Source organism: Singulisphaera rosea (assembly GCF_054877945.1).
Genome location: NZ_JBTYIP020000021.1, coordinates 87,547 through 112,138, shown reverse-complemented (window position 1 = coordinate 112,138; position 24,592 = coordinate 87,547). Strand labels below are relative to the sequence as shown.

General features: G+C 65.2%; 12 protein-coding genes. 4 read left to right on the top strand and 8 right to left on the bottom strand.

Annotation, left to right across the window (positions count from 1 at the left end; translation table 11 throughout):
- Nucleotides 1–208 precede the first annotated feature (208 nt).
- Nucleotides 209–2,233 (top strand): YjhG/YagF family D-xylonate dehydratase, encoded by a 2,025-nt coding sequence (locus ACYOEI_RS28410; protein ID WP_462853033.1) that lies wholly within the window; start codon nucleotides 209–211, stop codon nucleotides 2,231–2,233.
- Nucleotides 2,234–2,288: 55 nt separating this feature from the next.
- Here ACYOEI_RS28410 and ACYOEI_RS28405 read toward each other — a convergent pair whose 3' ends face one another.
- From ACYOEI_RS28405 to ACYOEI_RS28385, 5 genes are all read right to left on the bottom strand, one after another.
- Nucleotides 2,289–3,299: a sulfotransferase domain-containing protein gene (locus ACYOEI_RS28405; protein ID WP_462853032.1), complete on the bottom strand. Its 1,011-nt coding sequence runs from the start codon at nucleotides 3,297–3,299 to the stop codon at nucleotides 2,289–2,291.
- Between the two features lie 443 nt (nucleotides 3,300–3,742).
- A complete protein-coding gene (locus ACYOEI_RS28400) occupies nucleotides 3,743–4,711 on the bottom strand; it encodes a WD40 repeat domain-containing protein (RefSeq protein ID WP_462853031.1) in 969 nt (322 codons plus the stop codon).
- A 331-nt stretch (nucleotides 4,712–5,042) separates the two neighbouring features.
- Nucleotides 5,043–7,700 (bottom strand): WD40 repeat domain-containing serine/threonine protein kinase, encoded by a 2,658-nt coding sequence (locus ACYOEI_RS28395; RefSeq protein ID WP_462853030.1) that lies wholly within the window; start codon nucleotides 7,698–7,700, stop codon nucleotides 5,043–5,045.
- Nucleotides 7,697–8,323 (bottom strand): RNA polymerase sigma factor, encoded by a 627-nt coding sequence (locus tag ACYOEI_RS28390; RefSeq protein WP_462853029.1) that lies wholly within the window; start codon nucleotides 8,321–8,323, stop codon nucleotides 7,697–7,699. Before ACYOEI_RS28390 ends, ACYOEI_RS28395 begins: the two co-directional genes overlap by 4 nt.
- Nucleotides 8,324–8,467: 144 nt before the next feature.
- Nucleotides 8,468–9,982 (bottom strand): hypothetical protein, encoded by a 1,515-nt coding sequence (locus ACYOEI_RS28385; RefSeq protein ID WP_462853028.1) that lies wholly within the window; start codon nucleotides 9,980–9,982, stop codon nucleotides 8,468–8,470.
- 758 nt (nucleotides 9,983–10,740) lie between these two features.
- Between ACYOEI_RS28385 and ACYOEI_RS28380 the strand changes: the two genes are divergently transcribed.
- Complete coding sequence (locus ACYOEI_RS28380; protein ID WP_462853027.1) at nucleotides 10,741–11,550, top strand: hypothetical protein; 810 nt, start codon at nucleotides 10,741–10,743, stop codon at nucleotides 11,548–11,550.
- 77 nt (nucleotides 11,551–11,627) lie between these two features.
- On the opposite strand, the gene ACYOEI_RS28375 is transcribed toward ACYOEI_RS28380, so the two are convergent.
- A complete protein-coding gene (locus ACYOEI_RS28375) occupies nucleotides 11,628–12,293 on the bottom strand; it encodes a hypothetical protein (protein ID WP_462853026.1) in 666 nt (221 codons plus the stop codon).
- Between the two features lie 201 nt (nucleotides 12,294–12,494).
- Here ACYOEI_RS28375 and ACYOEI_RS28370 point away from each other — a divergent pair, with 201 nt between their 5' ends.
- Nucleotides 12,495–18,515 carry an NACHT domain-containing protein gene (locus tag ACYOEI_RS28370; RefSeq protein WP_462853025.1) on the top strand — a complete coding sequence of 2,007 codons (6,021 nt, stop codon included), beginning with the start codon at nucleotides 12,495–12,497 and terminating at the stop codon, nucleotides 18,513–18,515.
- On the opposite strand, the gene ACYOEI_RS28365 is transcribed toward ACYOEI_RS28370, so the two are convergent.
- The gene (locus tag ACYOEI_RS28365) at nucleotides 18,505–19,872 is read right to left on the bottom strand and encodes a DUF1501 domain-containing protein (protein WP_462853024.1); all 1,368 of its coding nucleotides are present in this window, start codon (nucleotides 19,870–19,872) and stop codon (nucleotides 18,505–18,507) included. The genes ACYOEI_RS28370 and ACYOEI_RS28365 overlap by 11 nt on opposite strands.
- A gap of 23 nt (nucleotides 19,873–19,895) precedes the next feature.
- Nucleotides 19,896–22,394, bottom strand: a complete 2,499-nt coding sequence (locus ACYOEI_RS28360) for a PSD1 and planctomycete cytochrome C domain-containing protein (protein WP_462853023.1) — start codon at nucleotides 22,392–22,394, stop codon at nucleotides 19,896–19,898.
- Between the two features lie 141 nt (nucleotides 22,395–22,535).
- Between ACYOEI_RS28360 and ACYOEI_RS28355 the strand changes: the two genes are divergently transcribed.
- Nucleotides 22,536–24,548: an alpha/beta hydrolase family protein gene (locus ACYOEI_RS28355; RefSeq protein WP_462853022.1), complete on the top strand. Its 2,013-nt coding sequence runs from the start codon at nucleotides 22,536–22,538 to the stop codon at nucleotides 24,546–24,548.
- Nucleotides 24,549–24,592: the final 44 nt, after the last annotated feature.

Here is a 24,592-nt window from a genome sequence, read left to right as displayed (position 1 = left end):
TCCGTCCGGAGCCTGGAGAGGGGTCCGGGACCGCGTTGGAAAGAAGGCATCAGCACACGTGATGCCAAATCCGGGCGATGTCTTGCAGCAACCCGGCCCGGGTTGCGATCGGGGACGTTTCGTGCTCTGATCGTGGAGTCAAACCAGGTCGACCCCGCACCGAGTCGGCGACCGTCGAGCCCGCCAGACTCCCCAGAGATTCACTCTCATGGCCAGCGCCCGGACCGATAGCCCCTCCTTCACCGAAATCGTGGAATCCGAGGACTCGAGCCTCCTCGATGTCCAGTCCAAGGCCGACGGCCCGGCGGGTTCGCTCCCGTTGACCGACGAGATGCTCCGGACCTGGCCGTCGGGCGACCTCTTCGGACTGAGCCAGAATGCGGGTATGGGCTGGAAGCCCGAGCAGGTCGATCGCGATCCGTATTTGATCCTCAGCACCCAGGGGGGTCTCCGGGCGCCCGATGGGACCCCGATTGCGCTTGGCTATCATACGGGGCACTGGGAAATCGGGTTGCTCGTCCAGGAAGGAGCGGAGACACTGAGCTCGCTCGGCGTCGCACCGTTCGCGGCGATGGTCTCCGACCCCTGCGACGGTCGCACGCAGGGGACGACCGGGATGATGGACAGCCTCCCGTATCGCAACGACGCCGCGATCGTCTTCCGCCGCCTGATCCGCTCGCTGCCGAGGCGCAAAGGGGTGCTCGGGGTCGCGACCTGCGATAAGGGGTTGCCGGCCATGCTCCTCGCCCTGGCCGGATCCAGCCAACTCCCTTCCGTCCTCGTCCCGGGCGGTGTGACCTTGCCCCCCAAGGAGGGCGAGGATGCGGGCAAGGTGCAGTCGATCGGGGCACGCTACGCGCACGATGAGCTGACCCTCCCCGAGGCCGCCGAGCTCGGATGTCGCGCCTGCGCGAGCCCCGGCGGCGGCTGCCAGTTCCTCGGGACGGCCGCGACGTCGCAGGTTGTCGCGGAGGCGCTCGGGATGTCGCTCCCACACACGGCCCTCGTCCCATCGGGCCAGCCGATCTGGAAAGACGTGGCCCGACGCTCGGCCCTGGCGCTCGTGGCGCTCGCCCGACGTGGCCTCACGAGTCGCGATATCCTGACCGACTCGGCCATCCGCAACGCGATGACGGTCCACGCGGCGTTCGGCGGCTCGACGAACCTGTTGCTCCACATCCCCGCCATCGCATTCGCCGCCGGCCTGGATCGACCGACCGTCGACCAGTGGCACGAGATTAACGTCAAGGTCCCGAGACTCGTCAGCGTCCTGCCCAATGGCCCCTACTACCACCCGACGGTCCGCGCCTTCCTGGCAGGGGGGGTGCCCGAGGTGATGCTGCACCTCCGCGCCCTCGGACTGCTCGACGAGTCCGCCCTCACCGTCACGGGCGAGCCACTCGGGCGGAACCTCGACTGGTGGGAGAAGTCGACCAGGCGCCTTCGTTTGAGGGATCTCCTGTTCGAGCAAGACGGCGTCGATCCCGACGATGTGATCATGAACCCGGAGAAGGCGAGGGCCGTGGGGCTCACGAGCACGGTGACCTTTCCCCGAGGCAACCTCGCCCCCGAAGGATCGGTGATCAAGAGCACGGCGATCGACCCGAGCGTCGTCGACCCGGACGGGGTCTATCGCAAGGTTGGGCCCGCCCGCGTCTTCACCCGCGAGCGCGAGGCGATCGCGGCCATCAAGGGCTACTCGGACCACCCGCTGAAGGCCGGCGACATCCTCGTCCTCGCCGGCCGGGGGCCGATGGGTGCGGGCATGGAAGAAATCTTCCAGATCACCTCCGCGCTCAAACACCTGTCCTTCGGCAAGCACATCGCCGTGCTGACCGACGCGAGATTCTCCGGCGTCTCGACAGGCGCGTGCATCGGCCACATCGGCCCGGAGGCCTTGGCGGGGGGCCCGATCGGCAAGCTTCGCGACGGGGATCTGATCCGGATCGTCATCGACCGGCTACGGCTGGAAGGCTCGGTGGACCTCGTCGGGCCCGGCGGCGTCGACATCGGCGCCGAGGCGGCGACCCAGGTCCTCGACGCCCGAACCCCGATGGATGGTCTCTCGCCCGACCCCGACCTCCCCGACGACACCCGGCTCTGGGCCGCCCTGCAAGCCATCGGCGGAGGGACCTGGGGTGGTTGCGTTTACGACCCCGACGCCATCCTTGCGACCCTTCGCGCCGGACAAGCCGCCATCTCGAAAGACGCCGATGTCGCGGGTCGAGTCTGAGAGTCTGTTGGGAAACCCGGCTTTTTCTTATAAAGCCGGGTTTCGGGGTGGGTTCTTATTGGTCGGAGGACTGGAGGACATCGGCGGAAGATCGGGCGCCGGCTGGCGTACCCCCGACCTGGGCCGCGTCGACGCGGACGGTATTCGGCGTAGGGGCCTTGGCGGGCACGGCCGGGGGCTTTGCGTTGGAGATCCGCAGGACACGCTTCAGCAGCGAGGCACTCTTCGGATATCGCAGCGCGGCACATCGCAACGCACACGTGGCCCAGGCACCGGCCAATTCGAGCTCATCACGAAGACGAGTGCTCAGCCCTCGAGGTTCCGCCCGAGGCCCGCGGGTGTCGGCCTCGTATTCATGGTTGATCAACCACGAATCGCAGAGTCGAGAGAGGATGGCCCGTTCTCGGGGCGAGGCGAGCTCTCGCCAGTTCCCCGGGCGGCCTTCCCTCATGTGATTCCAGTGGAGCAGGGTGCGGTGGTCGTAGTACTGGAGATTCGACGGGTCCTCGAGGTCGACGCCCTGGTCGCGGAGCCGGGCGACCAGCTCTTGCGTGCGTTTTCGATTCGTCTGGAATGAGTACTCCGACGCGACCTCCGCGGCTTCCGGCTCGGAAATTTCGATCCCGATGTGATTCGCGAGTTGCAAGACGCCCTCGACGGGATTCGCAACCACCTGCTCATATCGTTGGGTGAGCACGTTGGGCTGCCTCGACCAGAACCGGTCGTTGACCAAGATCTGGTGGATCATCCCCTGTCGGAACAACCGGCGGAAGCTCACGCCCCGCTTGTGCATGAGCGAGAACACGACGTCGCGCACGTCCCGGTGGGCGTAGACGACGATGGCCCGCTTCTCGGCGACCACCTTCGAGAACTGCCGATGGCCTTCGTGCGACTTGAGGATCGTCCAGCCCGCGTGATCTCTGGTGGCCCGATCCCTCTCGGCGAACTCCTCGCCCGTGAGGTATCCAAGCCGATCACCGCCCCGGTGCCGCTCGAGCAGGTGGGCGATGACTTCGTATTGCCAGGTCGAACAGGCACGATACATGCCGGCACAAAGGACGTACATACGTGCAATCCCGAATGCTGGCGCGGTGGGGACGCGATCCGAATCCGTTCGGAGCGATACGCCCACGACAACATCTCTGCTCGGTATCGGCGTCTGGGGCCTCCGTCCTTGAGCCGAATTTCGGAGAAGTGGATTTTTTCGGGAGGGAGTTTTCCACTGCCACCATGCTGTGTTCCCCACCGAACGAGCGAGACTTTATCGTCGACGCCAAAGAGCACAAGGTCGTTGCGACAACGTCAGGGGCGAGAGTGCCGGACTTGGCTGGCGAGGTTGCAGGAGCGAGCGACGTAAACTCTTTTCACAGAGAGTGTTAACACGACAGGAATTTGCCGCCACCTAGGGACCAAGGTCTCCGCACGATGACAACCCGGGTTTGACTACCACGAACCACGAAGACACTACCTCCGAGTCCGAGCATCGGCTGAACAAGTTTTCTTAAGCGATCACTCGAATTCGCTAACGGTCGAGGCCAAGTCGGTTTGTCGATCCTCGGCCGTGGCCCAGAGCCGGATGATCCCATCCTGGCCCGCGCTGATGAGGGATCGACCGTTGGATGAGTAGGCTAACGCCGTGACCCCGCCCTGATGGGCCTTCCAGGTTCTTCGGCGGTGGACGCCGAGAGGATCCCAAACCTCCACATGACCTCGGCGATCTCCGACCACCAGGCCCTGATCGGTCCGCGAGGGGACGAAGGCCGTCGTGGCGGTGCCGAGGAGGTCCGTCGTCTTGACGAAACCCTGGGAAGGGTTGCGCAGGAAAACGAGCGGTTGTGTCCGCCGGGCGAAGACCAACGAATCCTCTTGCCGTGAGAACTCCAAGGCGAGCACGTCATCCAGCACCCGGCCCGCAGGGGCCCACTCGTCGATCGTGGACGAAACGCGCCAGTCCCGAATCAGGACGCGGCCCTGGATGTCGGCCGAGGCCAGCCGAGCGCCCGAATCATCGAAAGCGATGCGGCTCACCGCCGACTTGTGTCCGGGAAATGTCGCGAGTAATCGTCCGGTCCCTGGATCCCAAAGCCGTATCCTCGAGTCTAAGTTGCCCGTCGCCAGAACCCTGCCGTCCGGCGAATATCCGACACACTTCACGCCCCGGCCGCCCGAGTCAAATCGAAGGTACAGACGATCGTTGGCGTTATCGAAAACCTCGATGCTCCCGTCTTCGCACCCCAGCGCCAGACATGTGCCATCGGGGCTGAAAGCCAGCGTCGAAGGCCCCCCTTCGAGCTCGCGTTCCAAGATTGTGGTCCGGGGCCCGAAGGCATCCCACTCCGTCCGCGCGATGGTACCGTCCCAGCCGATCCAGGCGACCTGACGGCTTGCAGCAGAGCCGGCGATCGCCCGGATGCCGCAGGTGTGGCGTGACAGCACGAGGGAGTGTGGTGCCCCGTCGTCGCGCCAGGACACTCCCATCAGGAGGCCGACCGTCAGGAGAAGAAAACCGGTTCGTATCCCCGGAAAGGGCAAGCCATTCCCGGGCCGTTTGACTCGTCGAACGCTCTCGGACATGGTTTTCCCTCGAAGGTAAATGGACGGACCTGCCGGGTGTGAATGAAGTGCTCCCGACACGCGACTCGAGCCACGCGGCCCCAGGCCGCCGAGCTCGGCGCGCACTCCGACACCTCGCACATCGCTCGCATTCATGTGCGTTATTCAAAGAATTAACACACGATCATTCAGTTCATTCTGATGGCAAGGTCACCCGCAAGCGTGCGAGACCGAGGCCGATTGACCGGTCACCATCTCAACGTCCCCGCGTCGCAGGCGCGATCGTGGTGGGCTTCCGTAAGTCGTCGTGGACCGGAGAGGGCCTGGGACGTACGTCCGACTCCATGCCCGCGATCCCCGGCACGAACATGTCGCGGAGGGCGCCGGTGGCGGGATTCCAGAGCTTGACGCTCTTGTCCATGCTCCCGGAGGCGAGCCAGCCCTCGGGGGAGAAGGCGAGCGTATAGATGCTGTTGAGGTGGGCCTGGATGTTGTGCAAGACGACCCCGGACTGGACCGCGTGGATCACGATCCGACAATCGAACGACGAGGTATTGGAGTCACCCCCGTCGCCCTTGCCCTCGGAAGACGCGAGGAGCCTTCCGTCCGGGGAGAACCGCACGCAGAGGACCTCGCGACGATGCCCTGTCAGGGTCGAGACGAGCGTGCCGGCACGAGGATCCCAGAGGCGAACCGTTCGGTCCCAACTCCCCGAGGCGAGACGGCCGTCCGCCGAGAACGCGAGCGACTCCACCGGGCCGCCGTGCCCCAATAGGTTGTGGAGGACCTTACCGGACGTCGGGTCGATGAGTTGGATCATCCCGGACTCTCCGGCAACGGCGAGGATCGAGTCCGAATGGTCGATCGCCAGCGCATAGACCTCGGACGGATGGTCGAACGCCCGTGAGATCGTTGAAGTCGCCAGGTGATGCCAGCGGACGTGACCCTGCCACGTCCCCGAGATCACGTGACGACCATCGTGAGTGAAACGGACGACGTTGATCGTCTCTCCATCCGCATCTTGATCCAAGATCAGGCAAGGAGGGTTAACCTCCAGGTCATACACCAACAGGTGGCCGTCGAAACAACCGGCGGCGAGGCGACGACCATCGGGTGAGACGTCAACGCTCCGAGCCTGGGCCTTCGCGCCAAGATCGAGACTTTTTTTCGTTACGAGGTCATGGAGACGAAGCGTCGACGTCCCGTCGAAGGCTTCTTGACCGATCGCCAGTCGGTTTCCTTCCGGCAAGAAGGCCAGACTCCAAACCAGGCTGGGTTTTCCCTCGACCCAAGGCAAGTCGGCCTTGACTACAGAAGCCGCCGACGAGTTTGCGGGCCCTTCAGCCTCGCCCCGATCGACTCCTACGATGCCAACGTCCGATACGACACCGATCTCGAGGATCTCCCGTCTTCCCTTCTGGATCGTGACGAGCGAGTCCTGGATGGGTTGCTGGCCACGGAGAGCGCGCACCCGATGGACTCCGGGACGCAGTCGAATCTCCTGGACGCCCGCTCCGCCGATCACCAGCGTCTCGCCGTTTATTTGAAGGTTTAGGTTCGGGTCATCCGCCTTCACCACGAGCACACCTTCGGGCGTCCGGATTCGAAGGATGGTCGCAACCGCCTCACGGACCTTGGTCAGTCCCACGGCCTCGGATCCGCCCAGGCCGACGACCATGAGAAGGACCAGGCCGACGGCGAAGATCCACGGTCGGGAGAACAAAGATCGCGAAGGCCGAAGCGGAGTTTCACGCGAAGGCCGAACTGACCCCGAAGTCTCCTCGACCCGCCCCTGGTTCATGTCTCGGTGGCGAGCGAGGCCTTGCTCGAGGCTGTTCGCCACCTCGGTCGCGGTCTGGATCCGGTCGGCGGGATCCTTGGCGAGGAGGCGGCTGATGAGTCGCTCGAGCCAGACCGGGACCTCGGGGTTGTTTTGCCGGAGGGGCCGGGGCGGATCCTCGCAGACGCGTTTGAGCACGGCCAAGGCCGAGTGGGCGCGGAACGGAGGGCGACCCGCGGCCATCGCGTAGAGCACGGCCCCGAGGCCGTAGAGGTCGACCCTCGCGTCGATGGATTCGCTGCGGGCCTGCTCGGGGGCCATGTATTGGGGCGTCCCCGCGATGACGCCCGTGTGGGTGAGGCTCGCGTCGTCGGCCACTCGCGCCAGGCCGAAGTCGCTGAGCTTCACCCTCTCGAGGTCGTTTTCCAAAAGGATGTTCGCCGGCTTGATGTCGCGGTGGACGACCCCCTGCGCATGGGCCGCGGCCAGCGCCCTGGCGGTCTGCGTGCCGACGCGGAGGATCGCCTCGACGTCCATCGGCCCATCCTCGTCCAACCGCTCCTGGAGCGATCGGCCGGCAACGTATTGCATGACGAGGTAGGGGAATCCCCGGACCTCGTCGACCGCGTGGATCGCCACGATGTGCTCGTGGCTCACCGCGGCGGCCGCCCTCGCCTCGCGAGCGAATCGCCGACGCGCCGAGGCACCCAGCGACATCCCGGGCGCGAGCACCTTGATCGCCACCAACCGGTCCAGGGCCCGGTCCCTGGCCTTGAAGACCACGCCCATGCCCCCTCGGCCGAGGATCTCCAGCACGTCGTAGGGGCCGAGCTTCCCGATCGCCCGGGGACATTCAACGTCCGGCGGGTCGAAGAGGAAAATCCATGAGGCCGTTTCGTCTTCGTCGACCCCAGCCGGGCCGTCCTGGTCGGGCGAAGGGCTGGGAACCCCCTCCACGAGCCGGGCATCGGCCCAGAATCGTTGCCCCGCGGCCAAGTCCTCGAGGAGTTGGCGACACGGGACGCAATCCTCGAGGTGCCGCTCGAGCTCGTCGCGTTCCAATACCTCGATCCGGTCGTCCAGCAGGCGACGCAGGCGGTCCCGATCGCAGGGGCGATTCGCGTCATGAATCAAGGCCCACCTCCGGGGATTTCCCAGGCCGAATCCGCCTCGGCCTGCTCGATGACCGTCCTCAACCTGGCCATCACGCGGCTCCTGGCGATGTACACCGCACCCACCGAGATGCCAACTTCTTCGGCCACGACTTTGGCGTCGGCACCCTCCACGCCGGTCGACCAGAACGCCTTCCAGGTCGATTGGCGGAACTCAGTGCAAACCCGCCCGGCCGCCCACAAGAACATCTGGCGACGATACTCGCCCTCGAAGAAAGCCGTCTCCGCCCCATCCGGGACGGGTAGTGCATCGAGCAGGTCCCGAACGTCGGAATCCCCCGTCACGAGCGGGCGAAATCGCCGGGCCGCCAGCATGTTGATGACCAGGTTGCGTGCAATCCGAAAGAGCCAGCCTCGGAACGAGCCCTTGGAAGGATCGGGGTCATATCGATCGATCGCCCCGGCGACCGCGCGGAGGACCTCCTGGGTGACGTCCTCCGTGTCGGCCGACTGGAGCCCTTCGGACCGCGCGACTCGCTCGATGAGTGGCGTATAAATCGCGACGAACTCCGCCCAGGCACGCTCATCTCGCGGTCCCCGCAGTCGCAATAACAGGCTCATCCGCGTGGCCGGCACGTCCGCCATTCCGATCCTCCCTCAGAGAACACCGGCCACCCGTCGAGATCTTTCAAAAAAACCATGAGACGACTTCAGACTGAGAAAAAGAGACGGAATACGATCCGCAGATGACGGATTTGAAACGGGCCTCTGGATGATCAGCCCTTCGAATCACCCAAGTACAGGGACACCGGGACCACGATTGGTTGGTGGGTCCACCGAATCCGGAGCGACGAACCGAGCTGCGAGGGAACCAACGGCGGCGGCAAGCAAGGCCAGGACGCACTGAGCCAGATTCTGGAATGGAGTGTTGGGAACTCCGAGCATCGACGCATACCTCCGTCCGATGCTCAGGGCGAGAATATCCTTTCGCTGCATCACGAGGACCAGCCGTCCTTTGACGATGTAGTCCAGGTCGAGTTGCCTCAACACCAGTCGCAGGCTGTCCGAGAGCGGGACGTCCGCGAGGTCGATATGGACCGGCGAGTTCAAGGTCTTCTCAACCTCCAGGAGTGCAACCGGCTCGACATAGATCGATAGGCCGTTGGGCAACTCGGGTGATCGTGTCATGCTCCGAATATGGGCGAGAACCGCATGGATCGGCGTTTCGTTCGGAAACGGCAATGGTACAGATCGTTCCAGCGCCTTGAGGACGGCACCGTCAGGATCGGGGATTTCGGTCAACAGGGCGGCCAGTGAGCTCGCTTGGGGAAAACCATTTTCCAGACTCCGCATCAGGTTTTCGAGTTCGGGATCGTCGAGAGGCTCCAGGCCTCGCGGCAGAGTGGAGTAGGGTAACTTCGCCCTCGACTCCAACGTCTCGCTCGCCCAGAAGGCCCGGGTGACGCTGGTATGAAAGCCGAGCGCAATGGCTCCCCATCCGAAGAGCGCCGCCCCCAGCCACCGTGCCCTCATCGACTCCGGGCCCATCGTGGCGGCAAGGACTGCCAGCCCGAGCAGAGCCGCCGTGACGACGGAGGACAACTCAAATGGGAGCGGTGAGGTGGTGAGGCCAGCGGTCATCCCAGTGGCCGCAACCAGGATTGCACCCCCGCAGAGGATCCACTCGGGACGACATCCGAAGGCGAGTGGCGTGGGGGTTTGGCGAGACGAAGCCCGTGCCGACCTGTGAGTCTCGAACTCCGGCTGCTCCGGCCACCCGGGCTGGCGGCCGAATAAGGCTCGTCCCAGTACCCCGCCCAGGACTGCGGCCAAGAGCGCCATGAGAGTCTGCCCGATCAAGAGAAAGGGATCGCGGATTGTCGGGATGGTGACCCACCCCGGACCCGGTAACGACGACCGGCCCACGAGGGCCGCGATGATCGAGTCGAAGTCCCGACCAATCGCCCTGGCGGGCGGGGGTTGGAGATTCGGAAGGATCAGGGCCTTCAAAGGGAGCAAAATGGTCTTTGTCACCAGCATGGGATGCAAGGGGTCCGTCGGCCTCGTGCCGAACACCAAGGCCAGGTAGCCCCAGCCGAAGAGGGCGAATCCGATCCACCAGGCACGCGAGGGGCCCCGTCGACAGATCGCCCCGACGACCGCGAGCAGGAGGACCGCGCCGGTCGCGAGGAACGCGACTCCGAACATCCCCACCGTCGGCAGGCGCAACGCGGCCAATCCAGGCGCGATCGCCGCAACGCAGACCATGAGCCTCGCGAGAGAAATACGCGGGGAACCCATCATCGGCTGTATCCTTTTCGTCGGATGAAACTCGCGTCGCCAATCCCAACGGACGGTACCAGTTCACTTCGAGACCAGCCACGTATCCGTGTACGAATCGACAAGCGTATCTTCCCGGTCGATCACCACAGTGCGAGCTCCCAAGGGCGAGGGAATTCCACACGGGACCGCTGGGAATCCGGGTCGATCGTGTTTCATTCTTGTTCCGCTCTCGGCTATGTTGCCATAAGGCCGCGTCGCAGGCGGAGAGGGAGCCACAAAGGAGCTCCCGACCCGACGAACCTCTCGGGCTCCTGCGAGCGTGAACCCGACGGAAACAGAATGAACAACAAAACAATTATACTTAAACCAAATCATATAGCAAATATAATTTCAATGAGACACTCGAGGGTGAGGCGTCGGCTCGTCGACGCCCGAAACCGGTGACATAGGCCCCCCCGACGTCCGACTCGGAGACTAGGCCGTGTGCAGGGCCGCTTGGCCACCGGCCAGTTCTCGACAAATCGAATAAAATATCACCATTCTCGAATTTGACAGGCCACCTCTTCAAGTCCGGGTCTCGATCGCCTCGATCATGGCATTGACCTCTTGACCGGCTGGGAATACGTTGGTTTATCCTTCGGCCCGGACTCAAGGTTCGGGCAACCTGCCGGCCAACCCCGGACGCCCCTGACGCCAACCATGTCGGACTTGAGCGACCGAGCCCAACGCACCCGATCGCGTACCTCCCGTCGGGGTTTCATCCCGCGAAAGGATTCGCCATGAATTCCCCGACGCGAACGCTCGGGCTGGTCGGGATTGCCTCCGCCATCGCGCTCGGCGTGGCCGGATCGGCCTCGGCACGCGAACCGGACGACCGAGCGGCAGTTCGAGTCGAGGCGCCTCCGACCGACCCGGCGAGTCCGAACGCGGATCCATTCGACCGCTGGGTCTTCGGTACAAAAAGCCCCCAAGACATCCAGCAGGGGCTCAAGTCATCCCTTGATAAGAAGGTGAAGGAATCCATCCAGATCTGCGGGCTGACGGAGCCCCAAAGTCGCAAGCTTCAATTGGCGGGGCGAGGCGATATCTCGCATTACTTTCATCGGGTCGAGGAGGGCCGAGCGGTCTTCCTCCGAAGTGCCGAAGATCCCGACCGACTTGGCGAAATCCACCAACTCGCCGCCCGCTTGAGGGTCGCTCGATCCGAGTCGGAATTGTTCGGGCCGGGGTCGCTCTTCGCCAAGACGCATCGGAACGCGATGGAGCCTGCGCAGCTCGAGCGATATGAAGCGGCCATGCTGCAAGGCTGGCGGACGCGGTACGCCGCCCAGCTCGATTCCCTGGTGACGACGGCGACTCGCGACCTGAAGCTAAACAACAGCCAGCGCGAGCGGTTCCGGGCCTTGCTCGGCGAGTGTCCTCCTCCTCGCCAAGGGTCGTCCGCCCTGAACAGCACGGTCCTCCTGTTACGGCTGGCCGAGATGCCCGAAGCCCGGCTCAAAGCGATCCTGACCGAGGACCAGTCGATCCTCCTGGGCCGGCAGATCGATCGGGCCAGGAAGCTTCGGGCGGAGTCGTCGGACGATTAGGCTGGTCGAGCCCCGACACCGAGTTAGTCGACTGCGTCCTTTCGTGAAACCGCCGGAAGCGTCGACGACGCCTCGCCTCAAGCCATCGAGAACGTCTCGATCATCATCCAGTGGTCGGGCTTGCCGGGAGGTCGGTCGACCACCTTCAGAGATCGGAGGTTCTCGAGTGACCGATGGATCGCAAGCGCCCCGATGGGTCCGAGGTTGAACGCCTCGCGGGCCTGGTTGGTCACCTCGACGACATCGGCTTCGGATGCCGAAGCGGCGGTCCCCAAGGCCTTGATCAAGCCGAAACAGGTGCTCGCGTCCTGCTCCGTGAGCTCGATGCTGAAGGCTTCCGCCGCGCAACGGGCAAGGAGCAGCAGGCCAAGGATCCCTAGAAACGACATGGTATAGCTCGGCGACTCCTTGCCCTCGAGGGTGTGACCGCCGAGGACGAGCGAGTGGGTCGCGAACTCGACGAGCTTCGACCGGTTGAGGGTCAGGTTCTTGAGCTTGACCGACTTGCCGTGAAGCTTCCCCCCATGGGCGCTCAACTTCAAGGAACGGTCCTGGAGTCCGTCCGTCGCCACCTCGACACTCGGCTCGATTTGGGCCGAGTCCACGGCCTCGAGAATCGCGGAGGTCGCTTGCTCGAGGATCGCGGGGTCGATGGCCTCGCCTTCGAAGCAGGACCGGGCTTCCGGCTCGAGCAGGCTCTTGAGTAATTCCCTGAGGTCGTCCTTCTGGGTCGCTCCGCTCATCGTACGAGTCCCCTTGTCGGAACCGCGGTCCGCAGTAGCCCTTGAGGGCCACGAGACGTCACGAGAGGCCTCTCGGCCCGGGGTGAGAACGTGCCCCAGCCGCTTGCCCCCTCCCATGTTCGAGTTGTAGTTTAGCCGAAGCGGTGAGAAGTTGCGTCCGGACAGCGCCGGGAACCCATCGGACGGACGGACTCGACTGGAATGCACGACAACATCGCCGATCCCCTGAAGACCTATGCCATCGTCGTGGGGATCGAGACATACGGGATCCGCGGGCTCGACCTGCCCGGCCCGGCGAGCGACGCCTGCCGGTTCGCCGGCTGGCTCCGTTCGAGGGGAGTCCCCGCCGAGAACATCCGACTCTTCGTCTCTCCGCTCCCTGAGGCCGAGCCCGAACTGGCGGCCCTCGAGTCGATTGGCGGAGTCTCTCGCGCGGGGCCGGCCGATCGCGAGACGATCCGTCGCGAATTCCTCGAGCGGCTCCCCGAAGCCCGAGGCGACCTCCTCTGGGTCTTCTGGGGAGGGCACGGTCAGCTCGGCGAAGAGGAACGCTACCTGCTCTTCGCGAACGCCTCCGAGCGGGACTTCGCCACGCTCGACGCTCACTCGCTCACCCGAGCCTTGCAAGACCGCGGATACTCCGGCTTATCTCGACAGGTTTTCATCATCGACGCCTGCGCCAACCCCGAAGGACGTCATCGCCCGTCCCATCGGCCGGATACGTTCCCATTCCCGGATCGTCGGCAACTCCCCCAACAATTCGTCTGGATGGGATCGAGGGCCGGCGAAGTGGCCAAGAACGACCCCCTCCGAAGGACCGGCCTTTTCTCCGACGCCGTCCTATCGGCATTAAAGCTCGCGAAGGACGAGCCATTCCCCCCGGACCTCTCCCGGCTCGCAACCGAGATTGGGGAGGAGTTCAAGCAACGACACCAAGCGGGAGGTTTCCGACAGACTCCGGTCACCTACCGATTCACGAACTGGGGAGGGGACGAGGTCGAATTCGACCTCCGGCAGAGATCCCCGTCCCTCGCGCCGGCGGGATGGAGCCAACCCCGCCTCCTTGCCTTGCTTGAGGCGGTCTGGCCTCGGCTGCACCATCGAGTCTTCCTCGCCCTCGGTCGGGCGCTGCCCCCTGAGTACGAGGTCGTCCAGGACTACCTCGCCTCGCTCCTGCCTCTCGGCGACGGCGATCATCCGAGCACCTACGAACCGCTCACCGGCGTTAGCAAGGTCCCGGAAAGTCCGACCGAGCCGGGCCGGGCATCGGCTTCCCTGGCGCCGAACGTTCACGAGCAGGTCCGACAAAAGCTCCGCGTTCTGTCCGACGTCACCCAAGGCGGCGACGGGATGACCGAGGGGTTCGCCTCGGCCGTGAAGAAGAGTTACGTCGTCGACGACGCCGCGCGTTTCCTCTCTCGCCAGGACGAGCCGATGGTGCTGCTCGGCGAGGCGGGCAGCGGCAAGACCCGCACCCTGGCCGAGATCGCCTCGGACCTGGCTCGGGTCGGCCGTCGGCAACTCCGACCGAAGGTGGTCATCCCGGTCCACGCGGCCCGCTTCCGGTCGTCGGCCTTTAGGGGCGCGTCGGAGACGGTCTGGGAGTTGATCGAACGGAGCCTGCCCGAGCCTTTCTCCAAGCGGCTCGGGTCGAAGCTGCTGGCGTTGGCCGGCGAGCGGCGGCTCGTGGTCTTGTTCGACGGGATCGACGAGATGGAGCGAGATGGCTATCTCGATCGCCTCGTCGCATTGAGCGAATTCGCTCGCCTACATCGGCGGGGGACCGCGTCGCTCTTCGCCTGCCGGATTAACGACTTCAGTCCGGAGTTGCGCTGTCGGATGCTCATCCTCCAGCCGTTCGATCGGCGGCAGGTCCGGGAGTTCGTCCGCAAGAATCTCCGCGGCGAGCTCCCCCTTTCAATCGACGGACGCTCGTACGATGCCGAGGCGCTCGCCGACCGGCTCATGAGCGACCGAGACGGCCTCGGGCCGACCGCTCGGAATCCGCAGATCCTCTCGCTCGTCTGCGAGTTCATCGCCGGCTCCGGCACCGGGACCTGGCCGAAGTCGCGTGCCCAGCTCTTCAGGTATCACATCGACCGGCTCTATGACCGGCTCCTAGGCCGACTTCCCCACGATCCTCGATTCGGCGAGCCCGGTCGTCGGGAGGTCTATCGAGCGTGGGCCGAGCTGGCGTTTCGGATGACTCGGACGCATGGCGGAGTCTATGTGCGCCGGGAGGACCTCACGGACTGGGGCGAGGAGCGCACCGACCTTGTCCTCGAGTCGGGATGCCAGAGCGGGCTACTCGCTCGCGTCGAGATGGGGTCGAGTGATGCCTATCGCTTCACGCATCATCGGCTCCAGGAATACCTGACCGCCCACCAACTGGCGCACGACCGGCACGCGTCCGAATCGGTCCATTGGGAAGCGCTGATCGACAACCCTCGCTGGCAGGAGACCTTGCTGAACCTCGTCTCGATGGAAGGGGGGCACTCCGAAGCCCTCGCCGTCGTCGAGGCCTCGATGGGGCAAGTCGCCGAGGAATCGCAAGGCACGTCCAAGGATCCGTCGAAAGGTCATGCGGCGGAGGAACATGAACGACTGCTGGCGGACCGTGTCGAGTTCGCCTCTCGGATCATCCGAGAGCTCGGCGGCGAGCGTGGCCGGGTCTCGCCCTCATTCCGCGACGCGTTCGTGACCAGCCTCACACTCCTGGCCCGGGGAGATCTGCCCACAACTCAGGTCAAGATGCTCCTGGCCTGGCAAAACTCTCGGGGCCTCTGTCCGATCGAGTCCCTGGAGGTCCCGCTCCGCTCCAAGATCGACTGGGTGAAGGGGCAGGCGATCGCCGCCGTCGCGTCGCAAGCGGGGACGCACGTCCGAGGCGACGCCGACCTGGTCTTCGAGCTCGGTCTCGACCTGGCGAATTCGGAGCTGGCCCGACCGTCCCGTTGCTGGGCCTATGACCGAGCCGTGCGGACGGATCCCGTCCGTCGGTCGATCGTTCTTCGCGCGGTGGTGAGCCAATTCCTATTCCTGGCCGGGGTGTTGGCGACCGGGTTACTCGTGCTGACGATGACGTCGCACGCCTATCCGCTACTGTCCTTCTTCCGGAAGGGCTTCCCGGGGTTTACCTCGGCCCAGGTCCAGGCGATTTGCTTCGTCACCTCGCTCCTGGTGGCGGGCTCGACCGCCGCAATGTCCCCGGCGCCCGCCTGGCGCCGGCTGATGTTGAGTTGCTGGGCGACGAGCCTGGTCGTGGTCTTCATCAACCGAGCCGAGGCCGGCGAGTTCCCGATCGCAGAGATCGTCTTCGGGGCGCCGCTGCTAATGGTCGTCATGGTCATCGTCGTTCAAGGGCTGTACTGGGGCGTGCAGGCGACCCATGCATGGCTCGCCGACGACCTCCTGAGCGAACCTCGACGTAAGACCCTGTTCGAAGCCGCACGGATCCACTCGGGTTGGGATTCCGATCTCAAGTTCGTGAAGATCGCCCTGGGAATCGTGTCGGGGGCCGCGGGTCTTTATGTCCTGCTCCCCCTTCTCGGAGCCTGGAGCCGCCGATTCGACCGGAGCTTCCCCGTGGTCGGGCAGGTTCTCGTCAAGGGGTTCGCCGCGCTCTTCCTCCTCGGGATGGGCTATGTCCTCTGGAAATCGGCCCTCGCGGCGTTACACCTCGTCACTCGCCTCGCTCACGACGTCACGCGCGGTGGCTGGAAATCGTTGAGAGACCTCGTCTATCAAGGTGTCGGATCCCTTGCGGGGCTCGTCGTGTATCGGGTCGGCCCCCTCGTCGTGGCGCTCTTCGGGTTCGTCCTCGTCATCGCCACGATCGCTCAGGTATCGGACACGCTTTGGTCCTGGAATATTCATATCACCTGGTGGCGACTTTTCGGCCTGCTCCTGTTTCTCGGGGTGGGTCTCGCGTTCTTGAATGTCGTGGAGTCGTTGATCCGGGATTTGTTTCGACGCGTCGCTCTCGTGAACCCGACGCGAGCACCGCGGTCGGCAGCGGAGTGGGCCCGGCGTTTCCGTCGAGGGGCGATGAACCCGGCGGTCCAGTCGGATCTCCTGCGGAGGACCACTAGCGCTTCGCTCGGGATCTCGCCCGGGCGTTGGCTCTCGGTCATCGTCGCTGTGGAGCCATATGTCGGCCAGGACCCCGCCGCCAGCGAATACTGGCGGCTTCGTTACGATCTCGAACAGAGTCATCGGCAGGAACGATCCGCGGAGGGTGGACTCAAGCCAGACGAGGGCCGCGGTGATCTGGATGAACTCTTCGGCGACTGGCCCTCGAATCGCGAGGGCGGCGTACCCGACCCTTTGTTCGACTCGACGACGGACGGAGCGCCCCCTGGCGGAAGCCCTTCGGAACCACTGAGCCGACCGCGCCGCGATCCCCTGGCGAAAGTGCGCTTCGTCGCGAAGAACCTCATCTTTGCCGCGTGCATCCTCGCATTCGCCGATCGCTCCCTTTCGGGGAATCGGACGGTCTACTGCGTCAACGGACTCTCCGACCCACTCTCCATCCAGATCGATGAAGGACGTTCATTCGTCGTCCAAACGGGGCAGATCGCCAACCTCGTCGTTACCGAAGGCGACCATCGCGCCCGGGTCTCCCTGGCCGGGAAAGCCGTCGAGACGATCCCGTTCTCCATCCGGTCGGGAAACGCATTCATCCGACTCTTCGACGACTCGATCTTTGTCCTCAACCCGATGGGTGGCGCGGTCCTGAGGCGCAAGGTGACGAGGTACGCGCCACGCCTGGGCCGTTGGCGTCCGGGGACGGACCATTACGCGTCGGGGTCGTTCGAGACGTTCGATGGCGTGGACATCCCCTTCCAACCGCTTCCCGAACGAACTGACCGGACCGATTCGGAGAAGTCCTCGGAGGTGAGGGCCAACGAGTTGATCGTCCTCCGCGAAGTCCTACCGTTTTATTGCTGGTCGCAGTCGCGTTGGTCGCTCGAACGCCAGTTCTCGGAAGCCGAACGATACCTCGGGCAAGCTCAGGCCGACCGATCGGATTACAACTCCTATATCGAGCATTGCCAGGAGAAGGGGCAGCTCGAACGCGCGAGACGGTTCCTCCAATCGGGGCTGGACCGTCGGCCGATCGACGTCGAGCGGCATCGAGCCTGGTTGTCTTTCCTGAGGATCCGGCAAGACCGCGAAGCAATCGCGACCTACCTCCGCACTCTCCTCGAATCGGCTCCCGAAGACCCGGGAGTTCTCTCCATCGCGGCCGAGAACCGGGCTCGAATCTCCGAAGCGTTGACCGACGTGAACCGCACCCTCGCGATCATCCCCGACAACTTCCACGCGTTGAGGATCAAGACAGCCTGCGACGACCGAGCGGGGGAGTTTGCCAAGGCACTCGAAGCCTGCGATCTCGCCCTCAAGCTCCGGGCCGTCGATCTCGAACTTCGCGCAGAGGCCCTCGACATCGCCTTCGCCGAAGGGGATCGCAAGGGATACGCGGGGCGAGTCAAGGCGACCGAGGACGATTGGCCGATGCTCCGCAACGGTATCTTCTCGATCATGGAATCGGCCCGGGGCGATCTCGATCGAGCGATCCGGGAGCAGGAAGAGTTCATCACCCGAAGTAAGAAATCCGCGCCCGAGTCTTATCAGGCGGCCCTCGGAGGCATGCTCATCCTGCGGCAACTCGCCGGCCGGTTGGCCGAACTCCGCCAGGTGACCGGCCAACTCGAGGACAGGTTGAGGGCGGCGAGGACGGACGCCCTGTCCGACCTGGCGTCCGGCAAGCTCGAAGGATTCGCAAGTCAGGCGGCCAAACTCGATCCCGAAGCAAAGGCAAGAGCCTATCTCGTGCTCAGCGTCGTCGCCTACGCGAACGGCAGGCTCCCAGACTCGACCCGGTGGCGGGCCGATGCGATCCATGCCCTTCGCGAATGCTTGAGTTCCTCGGCGGATCTAGCTGCGGATTTGCTCGCGTCCAAGCCACCCTACGTCGCGGCGGAGGACCTGAACCTCGAGCCGACGACCAAGGCCACGGTCCTCCTGGCCCTCGCCCAGGCCGACCCGGAGGGCAATGTTGGGTTGATCGCGATGGCGACTCGGCTGGTCGACCGATTCCGTTCATCCGATCGGCTACGGGCCTCTCAGGACTACGAGCCGATCCTGAAACCGATCGCGAAGGGTCTCGCCCGCAAAGCGCCGGAACCGCGGTCGATCCTTACGCCGCCTACGCGATGACGTCGCGGACGACGTTTCCGTGGACGTCGGTCAGACGGAAGTCCCTGCCGGAATAGCGATAGGTGAGGCGAGTGTGGTCGAGCCCCATCAGGTGGAGAATGGTGGCGTGGAAGTCGTGGACGTGGACGGGATTCTCGGCGGGGCCGTCACCGTAGTGGTCGGAGACGCCGTAGCTGAAACCTCCTTTGACGCCCCCGCCGGCCAGGAAGCAAGTGAAGCACTTGCTGTGGTGGCCTCGGCCGCGAGGTGTCAGGTCCTGCCAGGGGGTCCGGCCGAACTCCGAGCAACCGACGATCAGCGTCTCATCGAGCAAGCCGCGACGGGCCAGGTCCGTCACCAGCGCCGCGATCGGCTGGTCGATGGTCCGGGACAGGGCCCGGTGGTCGTCGATGTTGTTGTGGCTGTCCCAGTTCGTGTTCGACCCCACGTCGAAGAGCTCGACGACGCGGACTCCGCGCTCGACCAGCCGTCGGGCGATGAGGCACTGCGCGGAGAACGAGCCGGGGTCGCCGGATGTCGCGCCGTAGAGTTCGAGAGTGGATTGTGACTCTCGGCCGATGTCGAACGCCTCGGGGGCCTCGCGCATGAGCCCCTGCGCGGTCTCGAAGGTCGTCATCCGCGAGGCCAGGGCCGCGTCACCATCCCGGGATGAGAGGTGAGCCTGGTTCAGGTCGCGGAGCATGAGCTCCTCGAGCTCTCGCCGAGAGGCCGAAGTCACCGGGCTTTTGACGTCGGGCAGGGGATTGGGGCCGGGGATCACGCGCACCCCTTTGTGATAGCCCGGCAGGAAGTTGGAATCCCAAACCTGGAAGCCGTTATACGGCTCCTTGGCCGCGAGGACGACGAACGAGGGAAGATTCGTGTTGCGCGTCCCGAGCCCGTAGCTGATCCACGACCCGAGGCTGGGCATCGGGATCGTGACCGAGCCCGTATGCATCCCCAACGTCGCCGCCGAGTGGCCGGCCGAGTCTCCCGTGACCGTATGAAAGAAGCAGAACTCGTCCACGACCCCGCCGACGTGCTCGAACAGTTCGCTCACCATCTTCCCGCACTGTCCCCTCGGGCGGAACCGATAGGGCGAGGCCAGGACCTTCTGACCGCCGACGCTCTTGTCGTGGTCCTTCTGGAGCTGCGGTTTGTAGTCGAACGTGTCGAGGTGCGAGATCCCGCCGGTCATGAAGAAGACGATCAGGTGCTTCGCCTTCGCGGGAAAGTGGCCGGCCCTGGGGGCGAGGGGATGCCCTCCGTTCGCCGCCGAGGCGATCGAGAGCTGTCGGTAGAGCCCCAGCCCCGAAGCGGCCGCGAAGCCCGAGGCACGTCGGAGCAGGGACCGGCGGTTCAGCGGTTCGGCGGGCATGGGGGAGGGCCCTCGATCGTCGATCAATCGATGTATAGGAATTCGTTGGAGGCGAACAACGTCCTCGCGATCGCCGCCCAGGCCTCGACCTTGCGTCGATCGGCAGGCAGCCCTTCGTCCTCGAGTCGCTTGTCGTAGTGCTCCAGGAACGAGGCCGCTCGCGAGTGGTCGGCCGGGAGCGGCCTCCGGCCGAATGTGAGGAGGAACGCGAGGCGGAGTCGAGCCTCGTCCGTCCCCTCGCTCGAGAGCAATCGTCGAGCGAGCTTCAGCGACTGCTCGTGCACGAGCGGGTTGTTCAAGAGATAAAGCGCCTGGAGCGAGACCGTCGACTGGTCGCGCACAGGCGTCGTCACGCTCGTGTCCGGCCCGTTGAAGAGCGAGAGAAACGGATGCGGGTGGAGTCGCTGCACCATCAGATAGACGCTGCGGTGCTCCGACCCATAGAGCGCCTTGAACTGGTGATGGGCCGTGTACCGCCACGACTCCGTCGCGGGGAATGGGTGCGCGCCCGGTCGGCTTAGGTCGAGGTTCCCGCCGATCGCGAGGAGCGAGTCGCGCAGGGCTTCAGCATCGAGCGGGCGTCGGTCGGAACGCCAGTACCAGGCGTTGCCGGTGTCGATCGCCGAAGCGGCCGAGTCGTGCTCGGAGGCGAGTTGGTAGGTCTCGGAGAGCATGATCCGTCGATGCATCGCCTTGATCGACCAGCCCGAGGCGAGGAAGTCGGCGGCGAGCCACTCGAGCAGTTCGGGGTGACTTGGCGGGAGCCCCCGTAGGCCGAAATCCGAGGGGGTCGGGACGATGGGCCGGCCGAAGTGGTGCTGCCAGATCCGGTTGACCATCACGCGGGCCGCAAGGTCTCGAGGAGGCCCCTCGGTGAGCCAATGCGCCAGGGCGAGCCGACCACTCCCCTTGGCCGGCACCTCGATTCGGCCGTCGGGCTCGAAGATCTTCGGCACCCCTCGAGGGATCGCGTCGCCAAGTTTGGTGGGGTCGCCCCCTTTTTGAAGTTTCGCGTCGGTGGGCTCTCCATCCCGCACGGAATAGGCGAGCGGGGCCACGGCCATCGGCCCGGCCTTCTCGAGCCGGGCGATCTCGGCGCGGATTTGTTTGAGCTGGGCCTCGCGCTGACGGGTCGCCCGGGCCTGAGCGACCCGCGCCTGTTCCAGGCGTTCGACCGCGGCGGCACGTTCCGGGACACCGGCAACCCCGACGAGGAACTCGGCCTCGGCGATGGCGAGGCTCGCGTCGCGAGCCTTCCGCGTCGGCTCGCCTCGGGACTCGGCCTCGACGAGCGAGGCCTTGAGCCGGGCGAGGGTCTCGGCGTGAGTCGCCTCGAACTCCTTGACCCGGTCCGGCGGGACGAGCGGGGCGAATTCACTCGGGCGCGGGGCCTCCTCGGACCCGGCGAAAGGATAGCGAGTCCCGGCGAAGAAGCCGTAGAGGGCGTAGTAGTCGCGCGAGGACACCGGGTCGAATTTGTGGTCGTGGCATCGGGCGCAGCGGAGCGAAAGGCCGAGGACGACCTGGCCGGTCGTGTTCAGCGTGTCCTCGATGATCTGGTGGATGTCCTCGAGTTTGACCGTGCCGAACCGCTTGGCCTGCGCGACGAAGCCGGTGGCGATGACCCGTCGTGCGTAGTCGTCCGCGGGGCCTTCGGCCGCGAGGATGTCGCCCGCGAGTTGTTCGTGAAGGAACCGGTCGTACGGGATGTCCGCATTGAAGGCGTCGATCACGTAGTCGCGATAGAGATACGCCTCGCGGATCGGGTAGTCGGAGTTATCCCCGGCCGTGTCGGCGTAGCGGGCGAGGTCGAGCCAGTAGCGTCCCCATCGCTCGCCGTAGCGTGGCGAGGCCAGGAGTTCGTCCACGAGCCGAGCGAACGCGTCCGGCCGCTCGTCGGCCAGGAACCGTTCGATGCGGCCAGGCTCGGGCGGAAGTCCCGTGAGGTCGTAGGTGGCTCGACGGATCAGCTCACGCTTCCCAGCACGGGCGACGGGGTGTAGACCCTCCGCCCGGTGACCTGCGGCGATGAGGCGGTCGATCGGCGAAGTCGCCCAGCCGGAGGGATCCTCGGGGATCGCGACGGTCCCGAGCCGGCCGAAGGCCCAGTGGGCCAACCCTTCGATCGGCCGGGCGTTGGAAGCCTTCGGCCAGGGGGCTCCGGACGCGACCCATGCCGCGAGGTCGTCCCGAGCCGCGCGGGGCAGGGGCGTGTTCGGCGGCATCTGGAGCGTCTCGTCCTCGTGCCCGATGGCCCGGACGAGGAGGCTGCCGCCCGCGTCCCCCGGGACGATCGCTGGGCCGTTCTCGCCCCCCGCGACCATCGCCTCGCGGGAGTCGAGCCTCAGGCCGCCGCTCGCCTTCTTCTCGCCGTGGCATTTCACGCACGAGTTGGCGAGGACCGGCCGGACCTTCAACTCGAAGAAGGCCTCCGAGGTCGCGGCGTTCGGGGTCACCTCGGCCGCCGTGCCGACCGACGCGAGACCCAGGGTCAGAGCCAGCCCGAGACACATCCGGTTCATGCCGAAGACCTCCGCCTAGGCCGAAGGGCTCGTCAAGGTCGAACAATTCTCAAAATACAGTATCACGACACCGCCCGTGCCGGTAGCCTGAACGCCTCTCTTCTTTCCCCTTCACGCCCGAGTGCCGCGGAGAACGAGGCCATGCACGTGCCATCGTGGATGATCGGCGTCGCGACGATGGTGGCCCTCGTCCCGGGGCTCGCCCGTGCCCAGACGGAGCGGTCCCCGAGTCGAGGAGAGCCCGGCGATGCGATGATCCAACAATACTTATCGACCCGGGCGAAGGCACTCGACGACCATTTTCGCGAGGGGATCACGACGGCCGAAGACTGGGCAAGGATGCGTCCTCGACTTCACGGCGAGCTCCTCGACATGCTCGGCCTCGACCCTTTGCCCGCGCGCTCGCCCCTCAGTGCGACGGTGACGAAGACGTTCGAGGGTAATGGATACATTGTTGAGAACCTCCACTACCAGAGCGTGCCCGGCCTCTACGTGACGGGCAACCTCTATCGCCCCTCGAAGGTCGAGCCGGGGACGAAGCTCCCGACCATCTTTTACGTTTGCGGCCACACCCCGATGGGCCGAGACGGCAACAAGGTCGCGTTCCAGTCGCATGGGATCTGGTACGCGCGACACGGATACCTCTGCCTGGTGGTCGACACCCTCCAACTGGGCGAAATCCCCGGCATCCACCACGGGACCTATCGTGAGGGCCGATGGTGGTGGCTCTCCCGAGGGTACTCGCCCGCGGGGGTCGAATGCTGGAACGGGATGCGTGGGCTCGACTACCTCATCTCTCGGCCCGACGTCGACGCGACCCGGATCGGGGTCACGGGGATCAGCGGCGGGGGTGTGGTCACGTTCTGGATCGCGGCGGCCGACGAACGGGTCAAGGTGGCCATCCCCGTCAGTGGGATGGCCGACCTCGAGTCGTATGTTGGTGCCCAGATTGTGAACGAACATTGTGATTGCATGTTCTTCTATAACTCCCATCACTGGCCTTGGACGCGTGCCGCGGCACTGGTCGCCCCACGACCCTTGCTCTTCGTCAACAGCGATCAAGATGTGATGTTCCCGATGAACGCCAACGAACGGATCATCGCCCGGCTCGAGCGTTTCTACAGCCTCTTCGGGGCCGGGGATCTCGTCGATGCGTTCGTCAGCATCGGCGGCCACGCGTACCGCGGGGATATCCGCCGCGCAGCGTTCCGTTTCATGAACATCCATCTGAAACGCGAGGCCGGGCCGGTCGACGACTCGGAGGTCGACCTCGTGGAAGGGCCTCGCGGCAAGGAGACGTTCCCGATCGATCCCCAGACGCTCCGCGTCTTCCCGACCGGCCGCGACATCCCCGCCGACGCCAGGAACGGTGTGATCGACCAGACCTTCGTCCCGATCGCCAAGGTCGAGCTTCCGGAAATGGGCCGCTCGGAGGCGTGGCGGAAAGGGCTCCTCGATCAACTGCGACGGCGAGTCTTCGTCGATTGGCCCACGACGATCCCTGCGGCACGAGTCTTCCGCGAGTCGGAGGGTATCGTCCAACTCGAGACCGAGCCCGGCGTGGTCGTGCCGCTCCGTCGGGCCGCCCGACCGGCTGATGCGCCTAAGCCCGATCGGATTCTCCTCGTGATTTCGGGGCGGGAGGGGGAATCGCGCGAGTCGAGCCTGGCCGCACTCCCGGACGGTACTGCCGCCGGCGACCAGGCCGTGTTCCTCGAACCTCGAGGATGGGGCGCCACGCGTTGGACGCGGACGAACCCGCCGAACTTCGTCAATCGCGCCCACATGATCCTCGGCGAAACCCCAGACTCCGGCCGGATCCTCGACATCATCGCCACGGCGCGTTGGCTGACGGCGACGGAGAATCGGGCGGTCGCCCTCGTGGGGTCGGGGCCCGCGGGAGTCCTTGCGGCCTTCGCAGCAACTCTCGAGCCGGAGATTGCAGGGGTGTTCGCGTCCGCACCGCCCACAAGCCTAATGGATCGCGAAGCTCCGATCCTTCTGAATGCGCTTCGGGTCCTTGACGTTCCCGAAGCCTTCGGCCTGATCGCCCCCCGCCCGCTCAGCCTTGAAGGGGGCCAAGAGCCGTTGCGACACCGGGTCCGGACGATCTATCAGAGTTTCGAGGCCACGGGGAAACTGACCGTACGATGAAAAAGGTCGCGAACCGGACGGATGGCCGGGCGATCGAAACGTCC

Coding starts and splice junctions, on each gene's coding strand:
- ACYOEI_RS28410 (WP_462853033.1), top strand. CDS start 209: ATGGCCAGCGCCCGGACCGATAGCCCCTCCTTCACCGAAATCGTGGAA.
- ACYOEI_RS28405 (WP_462853032.1), bottom strand. CDS start 3,299: ATGTACGTCCTTTGTGCCGGCATGTATCGTGCCTGTTCGACCTGGCAA.
- ACYOEI_RS28400 (WP_462853031.1), bottom strand. CDS start 4,711: ATGGGAGTGTCCTGGCGCGACGACGGGGCACCACACTCCCTCGTGCTG.
- ACYOEI_RS28390 (WP_462853029.1), bottom strand. CDS start 8,323: ATGGCGGACGTGCCGGCCACGCGGATGAGCCTGTTATTGCGACTGCGG.
- ACYOEI_RS28385 (WP_462853028.1), bottom strand. CDS start 9,982: ATGATGGGTTCCCCGCGTATTTCTCTCGCGAGGCTCATGGTCTGCGTT.
- ACYOEI_RS28380 (WP_462853027.1), top strand. CDS start 10,741: ATGAATTCCCCGACGCGAACGCTCGGGCTGGTCGGGATTGCCTCCGCC.
- ACYOEI_RS28375 (WP_462853026.1), bottom strand. CDS start 12,293: ATGAGCGGAGCGACCCAGAAGGACGACCTCAGGGAATTACTCAAGAGC.
- ACYOEI_RS28370 (WP_462853025.1), top strand. CDS start 12,495: ATGCACGACAACATCGCCGATCCCCTGAAGACCTATGCCATCGTCGTG.
- ACYOEI_RS28365 (WP_462853024.1), bottom strand. CDS start 19,872: ATGCCCGCCGAACCGCTGAACCGCCGGTCCCTGCTCCGACGTGCCTCG.
- ACYOEI_RS28360 (WP_462853023.1), bottom strand. CDS start 22,394: ATGAACCGGATGTGTCTCGGGCTGGCTCTGACCCTGGGTCTCGCGTCG.
- ACYOEI_RS28355 (WP_462853022.1), top strand. CDS start 22,536: ATGCACGTGCCATCGTGGATGATCGGCGTCGCGACGATGGTGGCCCTC.